Origin of the sequence: Saliniramus fredricksonii (genome assembly GCF_900094735.1) — a bacterium.
Classification (GTDB): domain Bacteria; phylum Pseudomonadota; class Alphaproteobacteria; order Rhizobiales; family Beijerinckiaceae; genus Saliniramus; species Saliniramus fredricksonii.
This window is the reverse complement of record NZ_FMBM01000002.1, coordinates 1,562,763-1,585,198: the sequence shown is the minus strand read 5'-3', so window position 1 is coordinate 1,585,198 and position 22,436 is coordinate 1,562,763. Positions and strand designations below refer to the sequence as shown.

Annotated in this window: 20 protein-coding genes and 2 tRNA genes; 17 read left to right on the top strand and 5 right to left on the bottom strand. The window is 61.2% G+C overall.

All coding sequences use genetic code 11. The features are described 5' to 3' along the window. Positions 1-21 precede the first annotated feature (21 nt). The gene (locus GA0071312_RS13835; RefSeq protein WP_131817817.1) at positions 22-291 is read right to left on the bottom strand and encodes a hypothetical protein; all 270 of its coding nucleotides are present in this window, start codon (positions 289-291) and stop codon (positions 22-24) included. On the opposite strand from GA0071312_RS13835, the gene GA0071312_RS20100 reads away from it, so the two are divergent. The 8 genes from GA0071312_RS20100 to GA0071312_RS13800 all read left to right on the top strand — a co-directional run bounded on the left by GA0071312_RS20100 (position 290) and on the right by GA0071312_RS13800 (position 8,081). Then, on the top strand, positions 290-436 hold the full coding sequence (locus tag GA0071312_RS20100; protein ID WP_165604035.1) for a hypothetical protein: 147 nt from the start codon (positions 290-292) through the stop codon (positions 434-436). The genes GA0071312_RS13835 and GA0071312_RS20100 overlap by 2 nt on opposite strands. Positions 437-554: 118 nt before the next feature. After that, positions 555-639: transfer RNA gene (locus tag GA0071312_RS13830), tRNA-Leu, on the top strand. A gap of 127 nt (positions 640-766) precedes the next feature. Further along, entirely contained in the window at positions 767-2,353 is a 1,587-nt protein-coding gene (gene tig, locus GA0071312_RS13825; protein ID WP_083204576.1) for a trigger factor, read from the top strand. 136 nt (positions 2,354-2,489) lie between these two features. Beyond that, positions 2,490-3,113 carry an ATP-dependent Clp protease proteolytic subunit gene (locus GA0071312_RS13820; protein ID WP_074445441.1) on the top strand — a complete coding sequence of 208 codons (624 nt, stop codon included), beginning with the start codon at positions 2,490-2,492 and terminating at the stop codon, positions 3,111-3,113. Between the two features lie 263 nt (positions 3,114-3,376). Continuing rightward, the gene (gene clpX, locus GA0071312_RS13815) at positions 3,377-4,648 is read left to right on the top strand and encodes an ATP-dependent Clp protease ATP-binding subunit ClpX (RefSeq protein ID WP_074445440.1); all 1,272 of its coding nucleotides are present in this window, start codon (positions 3,377-3,379) and stop codon (positions 4,646-4,648) included. A gap of 220 nt (positions 4,649-4,868) precedes the next feature. Next, a complete protein-coding gene (gene lon / locus GA0071312_RS13810; protein WP_074445439.1) occupies positions 4,869-7,295 on the top strand; it encodes an endopeptidase La in 2,427 nt (808 codons plus the stop codon). Between the two features lie 253 nt (positions 7,296-7,548). Further along, positions 7,549-7,824 carry an HU family DNA-binding protein gene (locus GA0071312_RS13805; protein ID WP_074446193.1) on the top strand — a complete coding sequence of 92 codons (276 nt, stop codon included), beginning with the start codon at positions 7,549-7,551 and terminating at the stop codon, positions 7,822-7,824. A 181-nt stretch (positions 7,825-8,005) separates the two neighbouring features. Then, positions 8,006-8,081, top strand: a tRNA-Val gene (locus GA0071312_RS13800). 150 nt (positions 8,082-8,231) lie between these two features. Here the strand turns inward: GA0071312_RS13800 and GA0071312_RS19715 are convergent. After that, positions 8,232-9,737: a Tle-like phospholipase domain-containing protein gene (locus tag GA0071312_RS19715; RefSeq protein ID WP_131817816.1), complete on the bottom strand. Its 1,506-nt coding sequence runs from the start codon at positions 9,735-9,737 to the stop codon at positions 8,232-8,234. Positions 9,738-9,819: 82 nt separating this feature from the next. On the opposite strand from GA0071312_RS19715, the gene GA0071312_RS13795 reads away from it, so the two are divergent. Next, positions 9,820-11,025, top strand: a complete 1,206-nt coding sequence (locus GA0071312_RS13795; RefSeq protein ID WP_074444054.1) for an IS256 family transposase — start codon at positions 9,820-9,822, stop codon at positions 11,023-11,025. Positions 11,026-11,185: 160 nt separating this feature from the next. On the opposite strand, the gene GA0071312_RS13790 is transcribed toward GA0071312_RS13795, so the two are convergent. Beyond that, positions 11,186-12,139, bottom strand: a complete 954-nt coding sequence (locus tag GA0071312_RS13790; protein ID WP_131817815.1) for a hypothetical protein — start codon at positions 12,137-12,139, stop codon at positions 11,186-11,188. A gap of 817 nt (positions 12,140-12,956) precedes the next feature. Between GA0071312_RS13790 and dksA the strand changes: the two genes are divergently transcribed. The 6 genes from dksA to surE all read left to right on the top strand — a co-directional run bounded on the left by dksA (position 12,957) and on the right by surE (position 17,756). Beyond that, entirely contained in the window at positions 12,957-13,376 is a 420-nt protein-coding gene (gene dksA, locus GA0071312_RS13785) for an RNA polymerase-binding protein DksA (RefSeq protein WP_074445437.1), read from the top strand. A gap of 246 nt (positions 13,377-13,622) precedes the next feature. After that, entirely contained in the window at positions 13,623-13,877 is a 255-nt protein-coding gene (locus tag GA0071312_RS13780) for a twin-arginine translocase TatA/TatE family subunit (RefSeq protein ID WP_074445436.1), read from the top strand. A 96-nt stretch (positions 13,878-13,973) separates the two neighbouring features. Then, complete coding sequence (gene tatB / locus GA0071312_RS13775) at positions 13,974-14,585, top strand: Sec-independent protein translocase protein TatB (protein ID WP_074445435.1); 612 nt, start codon at positions 13,974-13,976, stop codon at positions 14,583-14,585. Beyond that, positions 14,582-15,385 (top strand): twin-arginine translocase subunit TatC, encoded by an 804-nt coding sequence (tatC, locus tag GA0071312_RS13770; protein ID WP_074445434.1) that lies wholly within the window; start codon positions 14,582-14,584, stop codon positions 15,383-15,385. Before tatB ends, tatC begins: the two co-directional genes overlap by 4 nt. A gap of 54 nt (positions 15,386-15,439) precedes the next feature. Further along, a complete protein-coding gene (gene serS, locus GA0071312_RS13765; RefSeq protein ID WP_074445433.1) occupies positions 15,440-16,990 on the top strand; it encodes a serine--tRNA ligase in 1,551 nt (516 codons plus the stop codon). A gap of 4 nt (positions 16,991-16,994) precedes the next feature. Beyond that, positions 16,995-17,756, top strand: a complete 762-nt coding sequence (surE, locus tag GA0071312_RS13760) for a 5'/3'-nucleotidase SurE (RefSeq protein ID WP_074445432.1) — start codon at positions 16,995-16,997, stop codon at positions 17,754-17,756. A gap of 18 nt (positions 17,757-17,774) precedes the next feature. On the opposite strand, the gene GA0071312_RS13755 is transcribed toward surE, so the two are convergent. Next, on the bottom strand, positions 17,775-19,118 hold the full coding sequence (locus GA0071312_RS13755; protein ID WP_074445431.1) for a DUF308 domain-containing protein: 1,344 nt from the start codon (positions 19,116-19,118) through the stop codon (positions 17,775-17,777). A 242-nt stretch (positions 19,119-19,360) separates the two neighbouring features. Between GA0071312_RS13755 and GA0071312_RS13750 the strand changes: the two genes are divergently transcribed. After that, complete coding sequence (locus tag GA0071312_RS13750; protein WP_074446192.1) at positions 19,361-19,957, top strand: superoxide dismutase; 597 nt, start codon at positions 19,361-19,363, stop codon at positions 19,955-19,957. A gap of 146 nt (positions 19,958-20,103) precedes the next feature. Beyond that, positions 20,104-20,739: an alpha-ketoglutarate-dependent dioxygenase AlkB family protein gene (locus tag GA0071312_RS13745; protein ID WP_074445430.1), complete on the top strand. Its 636-nt coding sequence runs from the start codon at positions 20,104-20,106 to the stop codon at positions 20,737-20,739. Between the two features lie 4 nt (positions 20,740-20,743). Here the strand turns inward: GA0071312_RS13745 and GA0071312_RS13740 are convergent, their stop codons facing one another. Continuing rightward, the gene (locus GA0071312_RS13740; protein ID WP_074445429.1) at positions 20,744-22,372 is read right to left on the bottom strand and encodes a CTP synthase; all 1,629 of its coding nucleotides are present in this window, start codon (positions 22,370-22,372) and stop codon (positions 20,744-20,746) included. Positions 22,373-22,436: the final 64 nt, after the last annotated feature.

The following is a 22,436-nucleotide window of genomic DNA, read 5'->3' as shown; positions in this document are numbered from 1 at the left end:
TTTTGGAAGTTCTGGCAGGCTTCAGCACCCGCCACGATACGCCACCTCCTCAAACTGCGTCACCCAGATTCGCGTATAGCTCGTCTGATCGTCGCGCTGCGAGTAGACGCCATTGATCCGGTCGCGCGCGGGACGGTCGGACGAACCGGGCCGGTCCGGATCAATGGCCTGCCAATTCCTGATTGCGAAAATGGTATGAGGATTGCTCCAGATCACTTCAGACTTTGGTAATGTTTCGGTTTTGCGCGGGGCTGTGCTAAACTGAAACAGAGTACAGGAGTATCCAGCCATGCTTCATCTTCTTCTGAGTGCTTGTGGCATCGCGATCATCGCCGCCTTGCTGGTGCAGAACGACGCGCCGGTTGCGTTCACGGCTCTTTCGATCGCGTTCGCGTTCGTTGCCGCAATCATCTACAATCTGCTCACGGATGCCTGACAAGATCGCGTCATTTCGTCTGGCGCGCGTTGCGCAACGTGCAACTTTTTTGATGCATGGCGTTTCAACCGTGATATAGAGCCGCGAAACCGGAGAGCGGGGCGCAGGCGCCGCATGCGCGGGCGTGGCGGAATTGGTAGACGCGCTGGATTTAGGTTCCAGTGACGCAAGTCGTGGGGGTTCAAATCCCTCCGCCCGCACCATTGTCGCCATGAATGCGCCGTATCTCCGGGCTGCTCCTTTCGTCGGCCTGTCCGACGTGCTAGGGGCTCGCTCCGGTGCAGGCGTTGCCTGCATCGGCTCACGAGGTCAGAAAACGGGTTTTTGAAGATGCAGGTGACGGAGACGCTGTCGCAGGGTTTGAAGCGGGAGTTCCAGGTGGTTCTGCCAGCCTCGGAGCTGGAGGAGCGGCTGACCAGCGAGCTCTCTTCCCTGAAGGATCGTGTACGGATCAACGGATTTCGCCCGGGCAAGGTCCCGGTGGCGCATCTGCGCCGGCTCTATGGCCGTTCGGTCATGGCCGAGATGGTTCAGACGCTGGTGGGCGAGGCCGAGCGCAAGATCGTGGATGAGAATGCGCTGAAGCCGGCCGGCCAGCCGCGCTACGAGTTCCCGGAAGACAAGGAAGAGATGGAAAAGGCGCTCGACGCCAAGGCCGATCTCTCCTTCAAGGTTGCACTGGAAATCCTGCCGCAATTCGAGCTTGCCGACATGTCGGACATCACGGTGCGCAAGCCCGTGACCGAGGTGACCGACAAGGAAGTGGACGAGACGCTGCAGCGCATGGCGGCGCAGAACCGCAGCTTCGACAGTGCCGAAGGGCGCGTGGCGGAAAGCGGTGATCGCGTCATGGTCGATTTCGTCGGCACCATGGATGGTGAGGCCTTCGAGGGCGGTACGGCGCAGGATATCTCCGTCGATCTCGGCTCCAACACCTTTATCCCGGGTTTCGAGGATCAGCTCGTCGGTGTGAAGGCCGGTGACGAAAAGACCGTGACGGTGACCTTCCCGGCCAATTACGGCGCCGAGCATCTCGCCGGCAAGGAGGCGAGCTTCGCCGTCACCGTCAAGGACGTTCAGGCGCCTGCAGAGGCAAAGATCGACGACGACCTCGCCAAGCAGTTCGGCATGGAATCGCTCGACGCGATGAAGGATGCCATCCGTGAGGCGGTGAAGCGCGATCTCGACGCGCAGTCGCGCCGCAAGGTGAAGAAGGCGCTGCTCGACGCGCTGGACGAGAAATACGATTTCGAGCTGCCGCCGAGCCTCGTCGAGCAGGAGTTCAACGCTGTCTGGTCGCAGGTCATGTCCGACCTGCAGAACAATTCGAAGACCTTCGAGGATGACGGTACGACCGAGGAAGAGGCCAAGGCGGAATATCACAAGATCGCCGAGCGCCGCGTGCGTCTGGGCCTCGTCCTCGCGCAGATCGGCGAAAAGGGCGAAATCCAGGTCACCGACGACGAGGTCACCCAGGGCCTGGTCGAGCGTGTGCGCCAGTTCCCCGGCCAGGAAAAGCAGGTCTGGGAATTCTATCAGAAGAACCCTCAGGCTCTGGCGGAGATCCGCGCCCCGATCTTCGAGGAGAAGGTCGTCGACCATATCCTCAACGAGGTGACGGTCGAGGAGGAGAAGGTTGATCGCGACACGCTCTTCGCCGATGAAGAGGAAGAGGGTACCGCCGCTTCGGAAGAGAAGCCGAAGGCCAAGGGGGCTTCGAAGAGCAAGGCCAAGTCTGCGGATAAGTCTGCGGATAAGTCTGCGGATAAGTCGGAAGACAAGTCCGAGGGCGCGGTTGAGCCGAAAGCCGCATCCAAGGCCAAGAGCAAGTCCGAACCCAAGACTGAATCGGGTGAAGGCGAGGAGGCGGCTCCAGCCAAGAAGCCGCGTGCCAAGGCCAGGAAGGCCGAGGATTGAAGCACTGTCCAGACCGAGTGTGATGTTCGGTAACGGTGATTTCAGTCTGGATTGCGGCCGGTCACGGCCCTAGGTTATCAATATCTCTGGCCGCGCCCTCATCAGGCGCGGCCTAATTTTCAGGAGCGGTGAGACGATGAGAGATCCGATCGAGGTCTATAACAGCACGCTGGTGCCGATGGTGGTGGAGCAATCCAGCCGCGGCGAGCGGTCCTTCGACATTTATTCGCGCCTTTTGCGCGAACGCATCATTTTCCTGACCGGGCCGGTCGAGGATCACACAGCTTCGCTGGTCGTGGCGCAATTGCTCTTTCTCGAGGCAGAGAATCCGAAGAAGGAGATTTCCTTCTACATCAACTCGCCCGGTGGCGTGGTCACGTCTGGCCTGTCGATCTACGACACGATGCAGTTCATCCGCTGTCCGATCTCGACGCTCTGCGTCGGCCAGGCAGCTTCGATGGGCTCGCTCCTGCTCTGCGCCGGTGAACCTGGGCAGCGCTTTGCCCTGCCGAACGCCCGAATCATGGTGCACCAGCCCTCCGGCGGCTTTCAGGGGCAGGCCACCGACATCCTGATTCACGCCCGCGAAATAGAGGCGTTGAAGCGTCGCCTGAATGAAATCTACGTGAAGCATACCGGTCGTGACATCGCCGCGGTCGAGCAGGCGCTGGAGCGCGACAATTTCATGACGGCCGAGGCTGCGAAGGAATTCGGCCTGATCGACGATGTGATCAGCAAGCGTGCGGAGGCGGAGGGCTGAGGCCTGATGCCGGGAATACCGTCTCGCTGGGCCTCTCGCGCCACGAGCCGCGACGGTCGGTCTCTGCGCATCGGGGAGAAAACGCTTCCCGGTGCGCTTGACCTATTGATCAAGGGGGCGCAGCGTGATTGCATCGAAATTCGGCGATTCAAACACCACCATCCGTGGTTCTGCCTTTAGGGCTACATTTTGTTAGTCCGGCGCATATATGGTGAGATAGCCGGTCGTCGTTGCGGATCGGCGCCGGAAATTGGAGAGATAGTATGAGCAAGGCTGGCGGAAACGATTCGAAGAGCACGCTGTATTGCTCGTTCTGCGGCAAGAGCCAGCACGAAGTGCGCAAGCTGATCGCGGGTCCCACGGTTTTCATCTGCGATGAATGTGTCGAGCTGTGCATGGATATCATCCGTGAGGAATCCAAGACCTCGCTGGTCAAGTCCCGGGACGGGGTGCCCACACCGAAGGAGATCCGCAACGTTCTCGACGATTACGTGATCGGGCAGAATCACGCCAAGAAGGTGCTTTCTGTCGCAGTGCACAATCACTACAAGCGCCTCGCTCACGCGCAGAAGCATGCCGAGGTCGAGCTGGCCAAGTCGAATATCCTGCTGATCGGTCCGACCGGTTCGGGCAAGACGCTGCTCGCGCAGACGCTGGCGCGCATCCTCGACGTGCCGTTCACCATGGCCGATGCGACGACGCTGACCGAGGCGGGCTATGTCGGTGAGGATGTGGAAAATATCATCCTCAAGCTCCTGCAGGCGTCTGATTACAACGTCGAGCGCGCCCAGCGCGGCATCGTCTATATCGACGAGATCGACAAGATCTCCCGCAAGTCCGACAATCCGTCGATCACGCGGGACGTCTCGGGTGAAGGTGTGCAGCAGGCCCTGCTCAAGCTGATGGAAGGCACTGTCGCCTCGGTTCCGCCCCAGGGCGGGCGCAAGCATCCGCAGCAGGAATTCCTTCAGGTGGACACCACCAACATCCTCTTCATCTGCGGCGGAGCCTTTGCGGGTCTCGACAAGATCATCTCGAGCCGCGGCAAGGGCACCTCGATCGGCTTCGCAGCGCAGGTCTCGGGCCCCGATGATCGCCGTATGGGCGAAATCTTCCGCGAGGTGGAGCCGGAAGACCTGCTGAAATTCGGCCTGATCCCGGAATTCGTGGGTCGTGTGCCCGTGCTTGCGACTCTGGAGGACCTTGACGAGGCCGCGCTGATCCAGATCCTCAGCGAGCCGAAGAATGCGCTCGTCAAGCAGTATCAGCGGCTGTTCGAAATGGAAGATGTCCAGCTCACATTCCAGGACGAGGCGCTGAGCCTGATCGCCCGCAAGGCCATCGAACGCAAGACCGGTGCGCGCGGGCTGCGGTCTATCCTCGAGACGATCCTGCTCGATACGATGTACGATCTGCCAGGCATGGAATCGGTCGAACAGGTGGTGATCAGTCCGGAGACGGTTGAAGGCAATGCCGGCCCGCTGATCATCCATGCCGATCGCGGCAACGAGTCTTCCCAGACGGCGAGCGCGTAACGACACGCTGCCTGGAAGGCGACTGGCTGCGTTTCGCGGATCGGCCAACGGTTGAAATATCCGGATACGGACGCCACTTATCGAGTATCCCGTTCGCCATGCTTCGAAGAAGGTGGCGAACTGCAGGCTCTCCAGCGATCTCTCCGCGAGAGCCCGTCCAGCGCGATAGCACATTCCGTGGAAACGGCTGGACGTTCAAAAGGCTAAAGGACGTCGTTTAATGACACAGTCGAAAAACCGCACTCCGATCGAGCCCGGCACCGAGGGCGTCTACGCGGTTCTTCCCCTGCGCGACATCGTGGTGTTTCCCCACATGATCGTGCCGCTCTTCGTCGGTCGGGAAAAGTCGATCCGCGCGCTTGAGGAGGTGGTCAAGAACGATCAGCACATCGTTCTCGCCACACAGATCAACGCGACGGAAGATGACCCAGCGGCCGACGGCATCTACAAGGTCGGAACCATCGCCAGCGTGTTGCAGCTTCTCAAGCTTCCCGACGGCACCGTGAAGGTGCTCGTCGAGGGGGCAGGGCGTGCGCGCATTGATGAATATGTGCCCAACGAGGAATATTATGAGGCCCGGATCACGGCCCTGCCCAACGAGGTGGGAGACCGGATCGAGGCCGAAGCGCTGGCGCGCTCGGTGCTCAATGAGTTCGAGGGCTATGTCAAGCTCAACAAGAAGGTCTCCCCGGAAGTCGTGGCCGCCGTGTCGCAGATCGAGGATCCGGCCAAGCTTGCCGATACCGTTGCCTCGCATCTCGCGGTGAAGGTGTCGGAGAAGCAGGAGATCCTGGAGCTTGCCACCGTGGCCGAGCGCCTTGAGCGCGTTCTGGGCCAGATGGAGAGCGAGATCTCCGTTCTGCAGGTCGAGAAGCGGATCCGCACCCGCGTCAAGCGCCAGATGGAGAAGACGCAGCGCGAGTATTATCTGAATGAGCAGATGAAGGCCATTCAGAAGGAACTCGGCGACGAGGACGGTCGCGACGAGCTCGGGGAGCTCGAAGAGCGCATCAACAAGACGAAGCTGTCCAAGGAGGCCCGCGAAAAGGCGACGGCCGAATTGAAGAAGCTGCGCCAGATGTCGCCGATGTCGGCCGAGGCCACGGTCGTGCGCAATTATCTCGACTGGATGCTGGGCATCCCCTGGGGCAAGCGCTCCAAGGTGAAGAAGGATCTCAATGCGGCGCAGAACGTGCTCGATACCGATCATTTCGGTCTCGACAAGGTCAAGGAGCGCATCGTCGAGTATCTTGCCGTGCAGCAGCGCGCCAACAAGCTGACCGGGCCGATTCTCTGCCTCGTCGGCCCGCCCGGCGTGGGCAAGACCTCGCTCGGCAAGTCGATCGCGCGTGCGACGGGGCGTGAATTCGTGCGCATGTCGCTGGGCGGCGTGCGTGACGAGGCCGAGATTCGCGGCCACCGGCGTACCTATATCGGCTCGCTGCCCGGCAAGATCATCCAGTCCATGCGCAAGGCGAAGACGATCAATCCCCTCATCCTGCTCGACGAGATCGACAAGATGGGCCAGGACTTCCGTGGTGATCCTTCTTCGGCACTGCTGGAAGTGCTTGATCCCGAGCAGAATTCCACCTTCGCCGATCACTATCTGGAGGTAGAATACGATCTGTCGAACGTGATGTTCGTCACCACGGCCAACACGCTCAACATTCCGGCGCCGTTGCTCGACCGCATGGAGACGATCCGCATCGCGGGTTATACCGAGGACGAGAAGCAGGAAATCGCGCGCCGTCACCTGATCCCGCAGGCCATCAAGAAGCATGGCCTCAAGGCCGAGGAATGGGCGATTGATGATAGCGGGCTGCTGCTGCTGATCCGGCGCTATACGCGCGAAGCGGGGGTGCGCAATCTCGAGCGCGAGCTTTCGAACCTGGTGCGCAAGGCCGTCAAGCAGATCCTCACGGAGAAGATCGAGAAGGTCGTCGTCACCGAATCCAACCTGTCCGATTATCTGGGCGCGCCGAAATATCGTTTCGGCGAGGTCGAGGCGGAGGACATGGTCGGCGTCGTCACCGGGCTCGCCTGGACCGAGGTCGGCGGCGAGTTGCTGACGATCGAGGGCGTGATGATGCCCGGCAAGGGCAAGATGACCGTCACTGGCAATCTGCGTGACGTGATGAAGGAATCGATTTCCGCCGCGGCCTCCTATGTCCGCTCGCGGGCCATCGATTTCGGCATCGAGCCGCCTTCCTTCGACAAGCGTGATATCCACGTGCACGTGCCGGAGGGCGCCACGCCCAAGGACGGGCCGTCTGCGGGTATCGCCATGGCGACGGCGATCGTGTCGATCCTCACCAGCATTGCCGTGCGGCGCGATATCGCCATGACCGGCGAAGTGACGCTGCGTGGGCGCGTGCTCCCCATCGGCGGCCTCAAGGAGAAGCTCCTGGCCGCACTGCGCGGCGGCATCAAGAAGGTGCTGATCCCGGAGGAGAACGTGAAGGATCTCGCGGACGTGCCGGCCAACATCAAGGCCGGGCTGGAGATCGTCCCCGTATCGCGGATGGAGCAGGTGCTGGAGCATGCGCTGGTGCGGATGCCCGAGTCGATCACCTGGGATGAAGCGACGCAGGCAGAGAAGGTCTCGACCGTGGTCGATGATGACAATCCGGGCATGGTTGCGCACTGAGCTGCGTCGGCTGCCCTGATGGAAGCGTTGCGGGCGCGCTGTGGACGAATCGTCCGCAGCGCGTTCTCTTTTGCGGTGCAACTTTCCGACGCTGACGGTGCCTGATTGCGACACTATCCCGCCATCCCCCGATTTTCCGGCCCGAAATCCGGATTTCGACTTGCGATCACGCCTCGTTGCGGTATCACCGAAGGCATCGAAATGCCGTCTGGACAAGGCTTCCGGTCGGCAGATCCAGTTGGAGGAAGATGCGATGAACAAAGGTGAGCTCGTCACCGCCATGTCCGAGAAGACCGGCCTGTCCAAGGCGCAGACCGGCGAAGCTCTGGACGCTGCTCTCGACACCATTCAGGAAGCCCTGTCCAAGGGCGACGAAGTGAAGATCGTCGGATTCGGCACCTTCGCGGTGGCCCACCGTGCCGCTGGTGAAGCGCGCAACCCGCGCACCGGTGAAAAGGTTCAGGTTCCGGCCAGCAAGACGCCGAAGTTCAAGGCGGGTGCCGGCCTCAAGGATGCCGTCAACAAGTAATCCGATATCGGCGGCATGGATCAGATGATCCATGCCTGTCGGGACCGGCCGGGGGTGGCCCGGTCGGGTCGAGCGTGCAGAAAGGCCGCATCACTGTCGGATTTCAGGCGTTGCGGCCCTTGCCACTGGAGCGGCCTGCGGTTCTGCGGTCGCCCGGTTTGCGTTCCCGCTGAAGCGGGCAGGGCGGTTAGCTCAGTTGGTAGAGCATCTCGTTTACACCGAGAGGGTCGGCGGTTCGAGCCCGTCACCGCCCACCATATATTCCGCGTCAGATGCCGCCGGTTGCTCAACTGGAAATTCCTGCGTGGGTTTCGCGATGGGCGGAGCACGCGGCGGGTGATTCTCTACGGGGCATGCCAGGCGGAGTTCATCCCAGGCGCAGTTTATTTCCGGCTGATGGGCTCGGCTTATTCCGCGCTGAGATTGGTGACGGCGATTGCGCTGGGAAAGAGCGTATCGCCAACATTCAGGACCTGCATCCGAAGGGTCACCGTTCCGCCGGGCGCGACACGCACAGATGGGCGAGCGAGGAAAGGGAGTGCTGATCGAGATTGAAGTGACTTGAAAGGTGTTGCGCCGCCAGAACCGCTGGCTTGTTCCCATGCTTTCAGCAGTGGCGCCGGTAAGTTCTGGACTGGAATAAAATTACTTCGGTTCACAGTTTCTCTCAGCGGATAAGCCTGCCCGCCTAGTGTATGGAGTGATATCATTCCGCGATCATTATACTGAGTGCCAACAAATTCAGGATATTCAGTTGTTATGAAGCTTCCAAAGCCAGTAAGATAAAACCGGTTCACCCCTGCAGCCATGACAAAATCTTTTTCCACGATTGTCTGTCTACGACCTGCATTGTTGACCGTATAAATCCTTGTATTGGCCGGTGACCGCAGGCTGCCGATTGAATTGCCGTGTTGTTGTAGATTGATCGCCTCGTCGCCCTCGACCAACCTGAATTGGCTCTCAGCTTGGACTGCATCTTGAGTGACGAACAGATCGTTTGCAAGGGTATCAGAATTTCTTGGAGTTGGAGGGTTATGGCTCGTATTGCCATTTCCCACTGTTGATATATTGCTTGTAACGACAGAGTAAGCATTTCCCCTGGCTGTATTTACTCTCGCCCAGTTGGTTACTGTTCTGCCTGGTTGACTGCGCGTCGCCAAATTATCTAAGGTATCTTTCAGGCTATCTATTTTGTGATTCGCGTTTATGCTCCCTGGCAGAATGTACTCAGTGCCCTGCTGGCTTCCCAACATTACAGCAAAATCAAATCCAACATTGAAACTAATAAAATTATGACCTGTATTTCCTCGAAGATTCGCCTGAACGAAATTCGAGCCTAATGTGTTAAAGCCAATTCCGCGACGATTTGATTGGTAAGAAGCTTCCTGCGCTAACCCCCCTCCAAGTGAGTGGCCCACGAATGTTGCTTTCATGTTTTTCTGTTTGACCGTTCTTCCAACCAATTTAGCTAGTCTGTATTGCTGCGAAATAGGAACTATTAATTGTGTTGCTGCTGCATCCAGATCTTGAAAATTATCTGAACCAGCAAAAGATATCATGTAATTGCCTTCTATGTCTTTGTAAATTGCTCCCTTGAAGCCAGAAGTCTCAACAATATTATTGATTTCGTTCGGACTATCACTGTTTTCTACTAAAAAATCCCCAAGTGATTGATGAAATCTGAAGCCACTGATAGAACGCTTTTCACCGGGCGAGTATGCAGCCTCGGCAAATTCCAGATACTTCAAGGCCACCGTCGCCGCTTCCTGCATATTCAATACAGCGCGATCGGATTGTCTCGGCGCGATACCCTGTGCCTGGCCCGTTGCCGGAACGAGTGCCGTCCCGGCCATGATCATCAGGATTGCAAGCGGGTAGCGTCCAAGGAGCTGGTGTAATTTCAGTGCCGTCAACGGTGTGATCCTGGGTGGCCATCGAGGTGTATGGTCGAGGTGGAGTTTGCTGACTTCAACCCCGGACCACATGGAGACCCCGATGACCAAGACGAACATGGACCTGTCCGAACTTCTGGCCAAGCACGATCAGGGAGACTTTCTGCGCAGCGTTGCCGAGGCCGTCCTGCAGCTGATCATGGAGGCGGATGTCGAAGGCCTGATCGGCGCTGGCAAGCACGAGCGCAGCGGCGAACGCACGACGTGGCGTAACGGGTATCGAGAGCGCGCTCTCGATACCCGTCTGGGCACGCTGAACCTGCGGGTTCCCAAGCTGCGTCAAGGCAGTTACTTCCCGGGCTTTCTCGAAGCGCGCAAGACCTCGGAACAGGCGCTGGTGGCCGTCATCCAGGAGGCGTGGATCAGTGGTGTCTCGACCCGTCGCGTCGATGAGCTGGTGCAGGCCATGGGGCTGAGCGGCATTTCGAAGAGCACGGTGTCGAAGCTGTGCAAGGACATCGACGAACGTGTCGGCGAGTTCCTGAACCGCCCGCTCACCGGCGAATGGCCCTATCTCTGGCTCGACGCCACCTATCTGAAGGTGCGCCAGGGCGGACGGATCGTACCAGTCGCCGCAATAATCGCCGTGGCCGCCAACACCGAGGGACGCCGTGAGATCATCGGCCTCGGTATCGGCCCGTCCGAGGCCGAGACATTCTGGACCGAGTTCCTTCGATCCCTGCGCGTTCGCGGCCTGGGGGGCGTCAGACTGGTCATCAGCGACGCGCATACAGGCCTCAAAGCCGCCATCGCCCGGGTCTTCGAAGCAACCTGGCAACGCTGTCGCGTCCACTGGATGCGCAACGCCCTGGCCCATGTCTCGCGTGGTCAGCATACTGTCGTCGCCGCTGCCATCCGACAGGCCTTCGATCAACCCGACCGCACCCATGCCGGCGAAACCTGGCGCAAGGTCGCAGAGCAACTGCGCCCGCGCTGGCCAAAACTGGCCGATCTCATGGATGCCAGCGAGCACGACGTGCTGGCCTACATGTCATTCCCGCGCCAGCATCGCACCAAACTGCACAGCACGAACCCAATTGAACGTCTGAACAAGGAGGTCAAGCGACGCGCCGACGTCGTCGGGATCTTCCCCAATGAAGCATCCATCATGCGTTTGATCGGCGCCGTGCTCTTCGAGCAGAATGACGAATGGCAGACATCAAGCCGCTACATGATGGTCGAGGCATTCGCACAGATCGACAAGGAGGAGATCGATCCCATCCTCAGCATAACCACAAAAGCCGCCTGATCATGACCTCAGGCCATCCAGAAAATTACACCAGCTTGACGGACGCGACCTTGCAAGCGGGGTCAGTATGCCTCGGTTCCGGAGACGGGGCGCGGAGGCGGGCAGGCGTTTCACTGGCATCGTCGTGGCTTTCTGCGCAGGTGAGTCCGGTCAGTTCAGGTCAGAATTCGAGGTTGGCGGAGAGGGTGAACTGGGCTCCGATGAAGCGTCTCGTCTGGCCCGTCAGAAACACCCGGTCTTCGTTGAGGTGCATCGCTTGCGCTCTGGCCGTGAGCGTTGCGCCGGAATCGTTGGCGAGGGTCAGATGGGGCCCCACCATCCATCGGGTGCGGGCGGGGATGAAGAGATCGCTCTTCGGATCGTAGTCATTGGCCGTGCGCCGAAGCACCGAGCCAGCAAGGCCCCAACGGCCCCAGCTGCGGGCCTGTGACCAGTTCAGGCTGAGTTGCAGGATATCACCGGCGGAGCGCGCCTCTTCGCGTTCGAAGTTCCCGGTGAACGGATCGAAAAAATGGTTGCGCCTCTGGCGCGTCACCGACCATTGGGCCTCGACCTGCTGCCCCTCGCCAAAGGCGCGGGCGGCCGTACCGAAAACCGTCCAGCCGTCGCCGGGACGGAAGTACTCGAAGCCTTCGATAAGCGAACTCGTCTGGCTGCCAAAGCGGAAGCCGATGCTCGCGCGACCGGTGTCTGCCTCATAAGCAAGGTCCGTCGAAGCGACGATCTCGTCACCGGATTGAAAGCGGAAGGGGAAGTTGCCGTCCGGCACATAGGGGCCTGAAAACTTGTAGGTCGCCGCTGTCGTCAGCGACCAGCGGTCGTCGGCATGCCATGTGACACCGCCGCCGATCTGCGTGTTCAGGCCTTCACCAAGGCGCGTATGACCCACAAGATCACCATCCATGATGGCGTTCTTCTCGCGTCCAAACAGTGTCGATCGTCCGACGGGCAGGTTGGCCGAAGCTGTCAGGAACGGGAACAGCGTCCCTTGCGCCGTGGCGAATGTAAGTGTCGCGTTGAAGGTGGCATCAGTGGGCCCTTGCGCGCGACCGGGGCGCCAGGGCGTGCTGCGCTCGGAGCGAATGAAACCGACCCGGTTGGCATATTCGAACATGACCGCATCCGTCATGGCGGTACTGGGTCGTCAGAAGCGATGTCCACTGATGTCCGCGCTCCTGGGCCGCCAATTGGCGCCAGCTGTAAAACCGGTTCTCGTATTCAAGCTGCAGGCTTTCCTCAGCAGCGTGTGCACCGGCCGGCGCGAAAGGCACGAGGGAATTCTGTGCCGGTTGCTGGGCTGTATAGGGCGCCGCGCAGAGCAGGGCCGCAGCGAACCAGGCCTTGCGGATATGGGGCAGACGAAACGGCATGGTGTCTTCTTTGATCGATTCTCACACAATCAAAGACTGTTTTATTAAGGTTAATGCATGATGAATTTCAGATTGCGCCACTTTGCAGCATGGCCTGTTTCCAGCCTGTTTTTGTCGTTGGGACGCGTGTGCCGGATAGGAATGCGCGGGTCTCGATATTGATATTCACGCATTGTTTCGCTTGGCATCAATGAACGGCTTGCAGGTCGAAGCCGAAACAGTTGGTTGTCGCACCGGCTGGTCCTGCCCCCTGCTACAAGTCGCGCAGCATGATTGGCAGAGGCGGTGCTTCGCCGGATCGCAAAATGCTTTGCCCAAGTGACATGCCCGGGTGATTCTCTGAACGGCAAGGCTCGCCATCGCTCAGCCACGATGTACAAGCTGTTGGGAAAAGGCATGAAAGATCATTTTCATGCTTCTTTCGTCTTCGCATGATCCTATCTGGCGCGGCGGGGCGTCTTCGCGATTGTGCAAGGCGGGACGCTTCGCTATAAGGCACGCAAGCCGAGGGGGCAGCCGACGGCGCGCAGGCGCCGCAAGGGCGAACGACAAAGGATCACGATGACGAACACGGTTATCGAAACGTCCTATCGTCCGAGTGAGGACGAACCGTTCATGAACGAGCGCCAGCGCGAGTATTTCCGGCGCAAGCTCATCCAATGGAAGCAGGACATCATCCGGGAAGCGGCGGTGACGTTGACCACGCTGCAGAACGAGAACGAGAATCATCCCGACATTGCTGATCGCGCTTCATCCGAAACGGATCGCGCGATCGAGTTACGCGCCCGTGATCGCCAGCGCAAGCTGATCGCCAAGATCGATGCCGCTCTGGCGCGGATCGAGGATGGCAGCTACGGCTATTGCGAGGAGACCGGCGAACCGATTTCTCTCAAGCGACTGGAAGCGCGGCCGATCGCCACCCTGTCGCTGGAGGCGCAGGAGGCTCACGAGCGCAACGAGCGGGTCCATCGTGACGATTGAGCGCGTCGCGTTAAGGCGTCAGGCAGTGGGTGGATCGGGGTTTCTGCCGGTTTCACACGGCACTGCGCCCATCGCGACCGACTGGCGCGGGATTGACATCGGGTGCGATGACCTGCGTCGCTGTTTGGCCGGGCGCCGAGTCGCGATTATATTGGCGGGAATTCCTTGTTTTCGCCTCGTCGCGCCAATAGGTTTGTATGTAACGAGGTTTGGTTGAACGCCCGAGGGCGTCCTGGGAGGTTGGTTATGAGCCCGAGTATTTGGCAAATCATCATCGTCGGCGTGCTGCTCGTCCTGCTCTTCGGGCGCGGCAAGATTTCGGAAATGATGGGCGACGTGGCGAAGGGCATCAAGGCCTTCAAGAAGGGCATGAGCGAGGATGAAATCGCCGCTGCCGAGGCTGAGGAGGAGAAAAAAGATCCCCCCAAGGCCATCGAGCATCAGAATACGGCGACCGCCGAGACCAGGGACAGCAAGGTCGCGCAGAAGAAGGCGGGCTGAGGCCGGCTTAACGGATGCGGTGACGCGAGAGTGCGGTGAGATGCGGCATGCCCGGCATGCCGGTGATTCGCCGCGCAGGCTGTGAGGCGGCGGAGCATGTTGAATTTCAGCTGGATGGAGATTCTGCTGATCGGGGCGATCGCGCTGATCGTGATCGGCCCGAAAGAGCTGCCCGGTACGCTGCGCACGATCGGGCGCATGATCGGCAAGGTCCGGCGGCTGGCTTCCGATTTTCAGGGACAGTTCAACGAGGCTCTGCGCGAGGCCGATCTCGACCATGTCCGCAAGGATCTCGATAATCTCAACAAGCAGACGACCCGGGCGCTGAATCCGGCCAAATCCGTTCGCGACGAGGTCGCCGGGGTGCGCGATCAGGTCAAGGGCGCGATCGACGGAAGCGGGACGAAAGCCGCCGATGCGGGCGCGGCGACGGCGGCAGCGAGTACAACGGAAGCGCAACCCGGCGCATCTGCCGCAACGGGACAGGGTGCGCCAGCCAAGTCGGGTGCCTCCAAGTCGGGGGCCTCCAAGTCGGGGGCCTCCAAGTCGACTGCCTCCAAGCCGGCTGCCTCCAAGCCAGCCTCTGCGAAACCATCTCCTGCGAAGCGCGCTTCCGACAAGCCTTCTGCTACAAAATCAACGGCCTCCAAATCCGGCCCAGCCAAATCCACCGCCAAAGCGACCGCCAGGGAAGAGAGCAAGACGTGACGACGCATGTGGACGAGGACGAGATCGAAGCGTCCCGCGCGCCTCTCATCGAACATCTCATCGAGCTGCGTCAGCGCCTGATCCGGGCGATGATCGCCTTCGTGGTGATGTTCGTCCTCTGCTTCACCTTCGCGCGCACGATCTACAACATCCTCGTCCAGCCCTATGTGCAGGCGCTCGCCACGCCGGAAGAGGCGCGGATGATCTACACGCACGGGCTGGAATATTTCTTCACCCAGCTGCAGGTCGCCTTCTTCGGCGCCGCCTTCCTCGCTTTTCCCTATGTCGCGATGCAGATCTACAAATTCATCGCGCCGGGGCTCTATAAAAACGAGCGCAACGCCTTCATCCCCTATCTCGTGGCGACGCCGCTGCTATTCGCGCTCGGCGCCTGCGTGGTCTATTTTGTGGCCATGCCGCTCCTGATGCTTTTTTCCGTCGGTATGCAGCAGCTCGCCACCGAGGGGCAGCCGATGATCGAATTCCTGCCCAAGGTGGGGGAATATCTTTCGCTGATCATGATGCTGATCTTCGCCTTCGGCATCTGCTTCCAGCTGCCGGTGATCCTGACCTTGCTCGCCCGCGCCGGGCTGATCGATTCGGATTATCTCAGGGCGAAGCGCAAATATGCGGTGGTGCTGGTCTTTATCGTGGCCGCCTTCTTCACGCCGCCGGACGTGATCAGCCAGTTCGCCCTTGCGATACCGACGCTGCTTCTTTACGAGGCAAGCATCTTCTCCGTCAGGATGGTCGAGAAGAAGCGGGCGGAAGCCGAGGCCGCGCGCGACGCCGAGATCTGACGTAGCCCTTGCGTCGATCCGGCGAGGTCAGTCCCGGCGCCGAGTCGATGAGCCATGCACGATATCCGCGCGATCCGCGAAAACCCCGATGGATTCGATCAGGCGCTGATGCGCCGCGACAAGAGCTTCGCCGGTACCGCCGCCGGGCTTGTTGCCCTCGATGACGAGCGCCGGCGCATCATCGGCGAATTGCAGACGCTCCAGGAGACGCGCAATGCGCGCTCCAGGGAGATCGGCAAGGCCAAGGCGGCGAAGGACGAGGCGCGCGCGCAGGAACTGATGGCGGAGGTCTCCGCGCTCAAGGAGCGTGCTCCGGCGCTCGAGGCCGACCAGCGCCGCGTCGAGCGCGAGATTCACGACGCGCTCGCAGCCCTGCCCAATCTGCCCGCCGACGAGACGCCCGATGGCGCGGACGAGGCGGAGAATGTCGAGAGAAGCCACTATGGCACGCCGCGCGAGGGCGAGGCGGCGCAGCATTTCGAGCTCGGCGAGGCCATGGGCCTGATGGATTTCGAAACGGCCGCCAAGCTCTCCGGCTCGCGCTTCGTCGTGACCAAGGGCCAGATCGCACGGCTGGAACGCGCGCTCGGCCAGTTCATGATCGACCTGCATACGGGCGAGCACGGCTATACCGAGGTCAACCCGCCGCTGCTCGTGCGCGACGAGGCCATGTTCGGTACGGGGCAGCTTCCAAAATTTGCGGAGGATCTTTTTGAAGTCATTCGGGAGTGGCGACAATTCCAAATGGAATTGGGTCCAAAAATACTTCAGAATAACGAGCGCAAAAGGGCGATGGATATTTTAGAAAAATTCAATAGCTCGCTTAATGCGCGGATGCAGGACGCAAAAAGTAAGGGGCTCAATGTCTCTTGGGTGGGGCCGATTTTCCAAGATTTAACTGATGCATTTGGTCAATATAAGGATGAATTCGGCGAGTTCCGAGATGCGTTTGATCAGCTGATACCGCGTGAGAAAGAGTTAAGCCAGCAACGCCTTAAGGGTTCATACCTCATCCCCACAGCCGAAGTCCCGCTCACCAATCTCGTGCGCGAATCCATCCTCGCCGAAGAAGAGCTTCCCCTGCGCTTCACCGCGCTGACGCCGTGCTTCCGGGCGGAAGCCGGCTCGGCGGGGCGCGATACGCGCGGCATGCTGCGCCAGCACCAGTTCTGGAAATGCGAGCTCGTCTCGATCACCGCGCCGGAGACATCGCGCGACGAGCACGAGCGCATGCTCGCCTGCGCCGAGGCGGTGATGCAAAAGCTCGACATTCCCTATCGCGTCATGACCTTGTGCACGGGCGATATGGGCTTTGCCGCGCAGAAGACCTACGATATCGAGGCCTGGCTGCCCGGCCAGCAGGCCTATCGCGAGATCTCCTCCTGCTCCGTCTGCGGCGATTTCCAGGCACGGCGCATGGGCGCGCGCTTCCGCCGCGACGGCAAGCCGCACTTCGTGCACACGCTCAACGGCTCCGGCGTTGCCGTCGGGCGCGCGCTGATCGCGGTGATGGAGAATTATCAGAACGCTGACGGCTCCGTCACGGTCCCGTCAGCACTCGCGCCCTATATGGGCGGGATCACCCGTATCGAAAGGCAGCCCTGAGACCATGCGCATCCTCTGCACCAATGACGACGGCATCCACGCTCCCGGCCTGAAGGCGCTGGAGGCGATCGCGCGGCAATTGTCGGACGACGTCATCGTCGTTGCGCCCGAGACGGACCAGAGCGGCGTCTCGCATTCGCTCTCGCTCAACGATCCGCTGCGCCTGCGCGAAATATCCGAGCGTCATTTTGCCGTGAAGGGCACGCCGACGGATTGCGTCATCATGGCGATGCGCTCGATCCTGGCCGATCGCAAGCCGGATCTGATCCTCTCCGGCGTCAATCGCGGCCAGAACGTCGCCGAGGATGTCAGCTATTCGGGCACCATTGCGGCGGCGATTGAGGGGACCATGCTCGGGGTGCGCTCCATCGCCCTGTCGCAGGCCTATGGGCCGGGCGGGCGCAACAAGGTGAAGTTCCACACTGCCGAGCATCATGGGCCGGGTATCGTGCGCAAGCTGCTCGAGATGGAATGGCCGCGCCATTCGCTGGTCAATGTGAACTTCCCCGATTGCGAGCCCGACGAGGTCGTCGCCACCGTCGCGACCAACCAGGGCCTGCGCGACCAGGCGTTCCTCAAGATCGACGAGCGCGAGGATGGGCGCGGCAATCCGTATTACTGGATCGCCTTCGCAAAGACCGATTTCACCCCCGGCCATGGCACCGATCTGTGGGCGATCCGCAGCAACCGCATTTCGATCACGCCGCTCAAGCTCGATTATACTGACGAGCCGACGCTGACGCAGTTCGCGCAGGTCTTTCGCTGAGAGGGTGAGCCGCCGCCTTCACGGGCTGCGGTTCTCACCGCCCTCGGCGATGAAGGTCTTCAGCTCGTCGAGCGAGGCGAAGTGGTAATCGCCGTCGGGCGTTTTTGCGTCGATCGAGCCGTCGGCATACATCGTGTAGGTATTGCCGCCGGATTCGTAGGTGCCGACGACGCTGAGCTCCGGCGCCGGAGCGGGTTCTTCCGGTTCCGGTTCGGGGATGGGCGCCGGTTCAGGCTCGTGGGCAGGAACGGGTTCGGCCACGGCTTCTGCTTCGAGCTCGGGCTCCGCCTCCGGTTGTGGGGCGGGTTCCGGCTCGGATTCGATCGCCGCAGGCAGGCGTTCCGTCTCCGGGATGATCTCCGGTTCCGGCTCGGGCAGGGCAGGGGCGTATTCCGGCTCCTCGGTCGCGGTCTGCGCCTCCAGAAGCGTGGCGAAGCGCTCTTGCTCCAGGGAGACGGCAGCCTCGTGCGAGACAGCCTGATCGGCTTGCAGATCCTGCGCGGCCCGCTCATCGGGCGCATCCATCATGTCGGCCGAGGGTGCCGGCTGATCGACCTCCTGATCATCCGGCAGGACGGTTGCGGCTTTCTCCGACGAGGGCTCCTCGACCGTGACGGGCTCGGAAACCTCCGGCGCGGCGCTCACTGGCTTTTGCGCATCGGGTGCGGGCGGAACCGTATCGACAGGCGGGAATTGTTCGGGCGGCTCCGCGCCGCGTGATTCTTGCGGCGTCGCGGCGGGCGGGAGATCTTCCGCGAACAGCGCATCGGCGACGGCATTGCGCAGCCCGTCCTCGCTATCCGGTACTTCGCCGACCGGTTTGTCGCGCACAACGTCATGGCCGATAGCGCTCTCAGGCGCGGATTGCGCAACGAACGGGTCTGTCGAGTCGAGCGTTTTGGCCTCTGGCGCGCGGGTGAGGAAATCGTCGGCGTTGCTTGGCTTGGGCTCGGGTGCCTTTTCCACATCTGCCAGCGCCGTTTGCGGCGCTTGCGGATCGGGCAGCGACACTGTCTCGACGGCCTTGCTCGTCCCGGCTTTGCCGGCGAAGGCACCCTTCGCCTTGTCGAGACCGGCAAGCGCCATCGCGGCTGCCCCGGTGCGCGCAGCGCTGGCGGATGCGCTCTCGGCGGGGTCATACTGGGGGGAACCGCGGTGCGCGCGCAGGCTTGTATCGAGCTTGCGCAACTCGCTCGCGAGGAAGGCGATGCCGGCGAGGATGACGCCGCCGGTCGCGACGATGATCCCGGAGAGGACCTGCGTCCAGCCGCGTTCCAGAATGACGATTTCCCAGCCCGCGAAAACGGAATAAATGCCGCCGAGGACCATCGCGGCGGCGACGCAGTACAACGCGATGATCATGCGAATCCTCGTCACGCGAAAAACAGACTTGTGCAAAGGTTAAAGCTCTTGGGCGCCTTTGCCAATGACGCAACCCTGCGCAACGGCGATCTGCGTCCCGCGCAGGCGAAAAATCGGGCCCTGATGCAACGGAATGCGGGGGGTAACCGTTGCCGTGGCGTGCAATGGGGCTTACCTAAGCTTCGCAGTGCGCCCGCTTCATGCGCGGCGAACGGAAATTCGAATCAGGAGAGGAAATCACCATGTCCTTCAGCCTTCCCGATCTGCCCTACGCCTATGACGCGCTTCAGCCCTACATGTCGGCCGAGACGCTTGAATACCATCACGACAAGCACCACAACACCTATGTCACCACCGGCAACAAGCTGCTGGAGGGCTCGGAATTCGAGGGCAAGAGCCTCGAAGAGATCGTGAAGGGCTCGCACGGCGTCAACCAGGCGCTGTTCAACAATGCCGGCCAGCACTTCAACCATCTGCATTTCTGGAACTGGATGAAGCCCAATGGCGGCGGCGCCATTCCCGGTGCGCTGGAGAAGAAGATCACCGAGGATCTCGGTGGCGTCGACAAGATGAAGGAGGACTTCATCCAGGCCGGCGTGACGCAGTTTGGCTCCGGCTGGGCCTGGATCGCGGTGAAGAACGGCAAGCTCGAGATCATGAAGACCCCCAACGGCGAGAGCCCGCTGGTGCACGGCGCCACGCCGATCCTCGGCGTGGATGTGTGGGAGCACTCCTACTACATCGATTATCGCAACCGTCGCCCGGATTACCTCAAGGCCTTCATCGAGAATCTCGTCAATTGGGAATATGTCGAGAAGCTCTACAACGAGGCCGTCTGATCGATCGCACGACGATCCGGTCCCGGGGTGCATCCGCCTCCGCGAGAAAGCCCGCCGTCATGGCGGGCTTTTTTCTTTGTCCGCGGAGAATGATTTTTCCGCGGCCCCGCTTGCTTGCACGTGTCCGGCAATTACGATCAGCCGCCATGCCTGACACGACAACTGCGATCACATTGGCGCCCGGCCTCGTCTACCATCCGGGCTACCTTTCCCGCCCTGAGCAGGAAGCGCTCCTCGACAGCCTGCGGCAGGTGCTCCATGACGCGCCGCTCTACACCCCGCGCATGCCGCGCTCCGGCAAGCCGTTCTCGGTGCGCATGACGAATTGCGGGGCGCTCGGCTGGGTCGCCGATCAGGCCGGCTATCGCTACCAGCCGCACCACCCGGAGACGGGCCAGCCCTGGCCGGCCATGCCGCCGCGCGTGCTGCGCGCCTGGGAGGATCTCGCCGGCTATCCGCATCCGCCGGAAGCGTGTCTCGTCAATTATTACGCCGAAGCGGCAAAGATGGGGCTGCATCAGGATCGCGACGAGGCGGATTTCGACGCCCCCGTCGTCTCGCTCTCGCTGGGCGATACCGCCGTCTTCCGCTATGGCGGTACGCAGCGCGGCGATCCGACGAAATCGGTGAAGCTCGCCTCCGGCGATGCCATCGTCTTCGGCGGCGAATCGCGGCTCATCTTCCACGGCATCGACCGCCTGCAACGCGGCTCCTCGACGCTGCTCCCCGATGGCGGTCGCATCAACCTCACCCTGCGCCGCGTGAGCGCGCCGGGTGGGTGAGGCGTCACACCAGCCGGCTCTGCACCAGTGCCGCTTCGATGAAACTCGCAAACAGCGGATGCGGTTCGAAGGGGCGGGATTTCAGTTCCGGGTGGAACTGGACGCCGACGAACCAGGGGTGATCGGCGAGCTCGACGATTTCGGGCAGGAGGCCGTCCGGCGAGAGGCCGGAGAAGAGCATGCCTTTCCTCTCGAGATCCTCGCGATAGGCGAGATTGACCTCGTAGCGGTGGCGGTGGCGCTCGGAGATCGTCGTGGCGCCATAGATCTGCGCCACTTTCGAGCCGGGCTGGAGCGCGGCGTCATAGGCGCCGAGCCGCATCGTGCCGCCGAGATCGCCCTGTGCGGCGCGTTTCTCGAGCTCGTTACCGCGCAGCCATTCCGTCATCAGGCCGACGACGGGTTCGTCGGTCGGGCCGAACTCGCTCGATCCCGCCTTCTCGATGCCGGACAGCGAACGCACCGCCTCGATGACCGCCATCTGCATGCCGAAGCAGATACCGAAATAAGGTGTCTGGCGTTCGCGGGCAAAGCGCGCCGCACGGATCTTGCCTTCCGAGCCGCGATGGCCGAAGCCGCCGGGGACGAGGATGCCGTTCAGGCCTTCGAGGAAGGGGGCCGGGTCCTCGTGCTCGAAGACCTCGCTCTCGATCCATTCGAGATTGACCTTGACGCGGTTGGCAATGCCGCCATGCATCAGCGCCTCGATCAGCGATTTGTAGGCGTCCTTCAGCCCGGTATATTTGCCAACAATACCGATCGTGACCTCGCCTTCCGGGTTGGCGATGCGTTGCGAGATCGTGGTCCAGCGCGTCAGATCCGGCTCTGGCTCTTCCTTGATGCCGAAGGCGGAAAGGACTTCGTCGTCGAGCCCCTCGGCATGATAGGAGAGCGGCACGTCATAGATCGAGGGCGCGTCCTGCGCCTCGATCACCGCCGTCTCGCGGACATTGCAGAACAGCGCGAGCTTGCGCCGTTCATCCGGCGGGATCGGGCGATCGCAGCGGCAGAGCAGGATGTCGGGCTGGATGCCGATCGAGCGCAATTCGGCCACGGAATGCTGCGTCGGCTTCGTCTTGAGCTCGCCGGCGGAGGGGATGAAGGGCAGGAGCGTCAGGTGCACGAAGATCGACTGGCCGCGATCGAGATCGTTGGAGAGCTGGCGGATCGCCTCGAAGAACGGCAGGCCCTCGATATCGCCCACTGTGCCGCCGATCTCGACGAGGACGAAATCATAATCCTCGTTGCCGGAGACAACGAATTCCTTGATGGCGTTGGTGACATGCGGGATCACCTGGATCGTGGCGCCGAGATAGTCGCCGCGCCGCTCCTTGGTGATGATGTCGAGATAGATCCGCCCCGTGGTGATGTTGTCCTGCTTGGAGGCCGGCACACCGGTAAAGCGCTCGTAATGGCCAAGATCGAGATCGGTCTCCGCGCCATCGTCGGTGACAAAGACCTCGCCGTGCTGATACGGGCTCATCGTGCCCGGATCGACGTTGAGATAAGGGTCGAGCTTGCGCAGCCTGACCTTGTAGCCGCGCGCCTGGAGCAGCGCCCCGAGAGCCGCCGAGGCGAGGCCCTTGCCGAGCGATGAAACCACGCCGCCGGTGATGAAAACGTACCGCGTCATGGACTGGTATCCATAATCGAGCCCCGGCGATTCGCAAGCAGCGAATGCGTCACGCGGGCGTCAT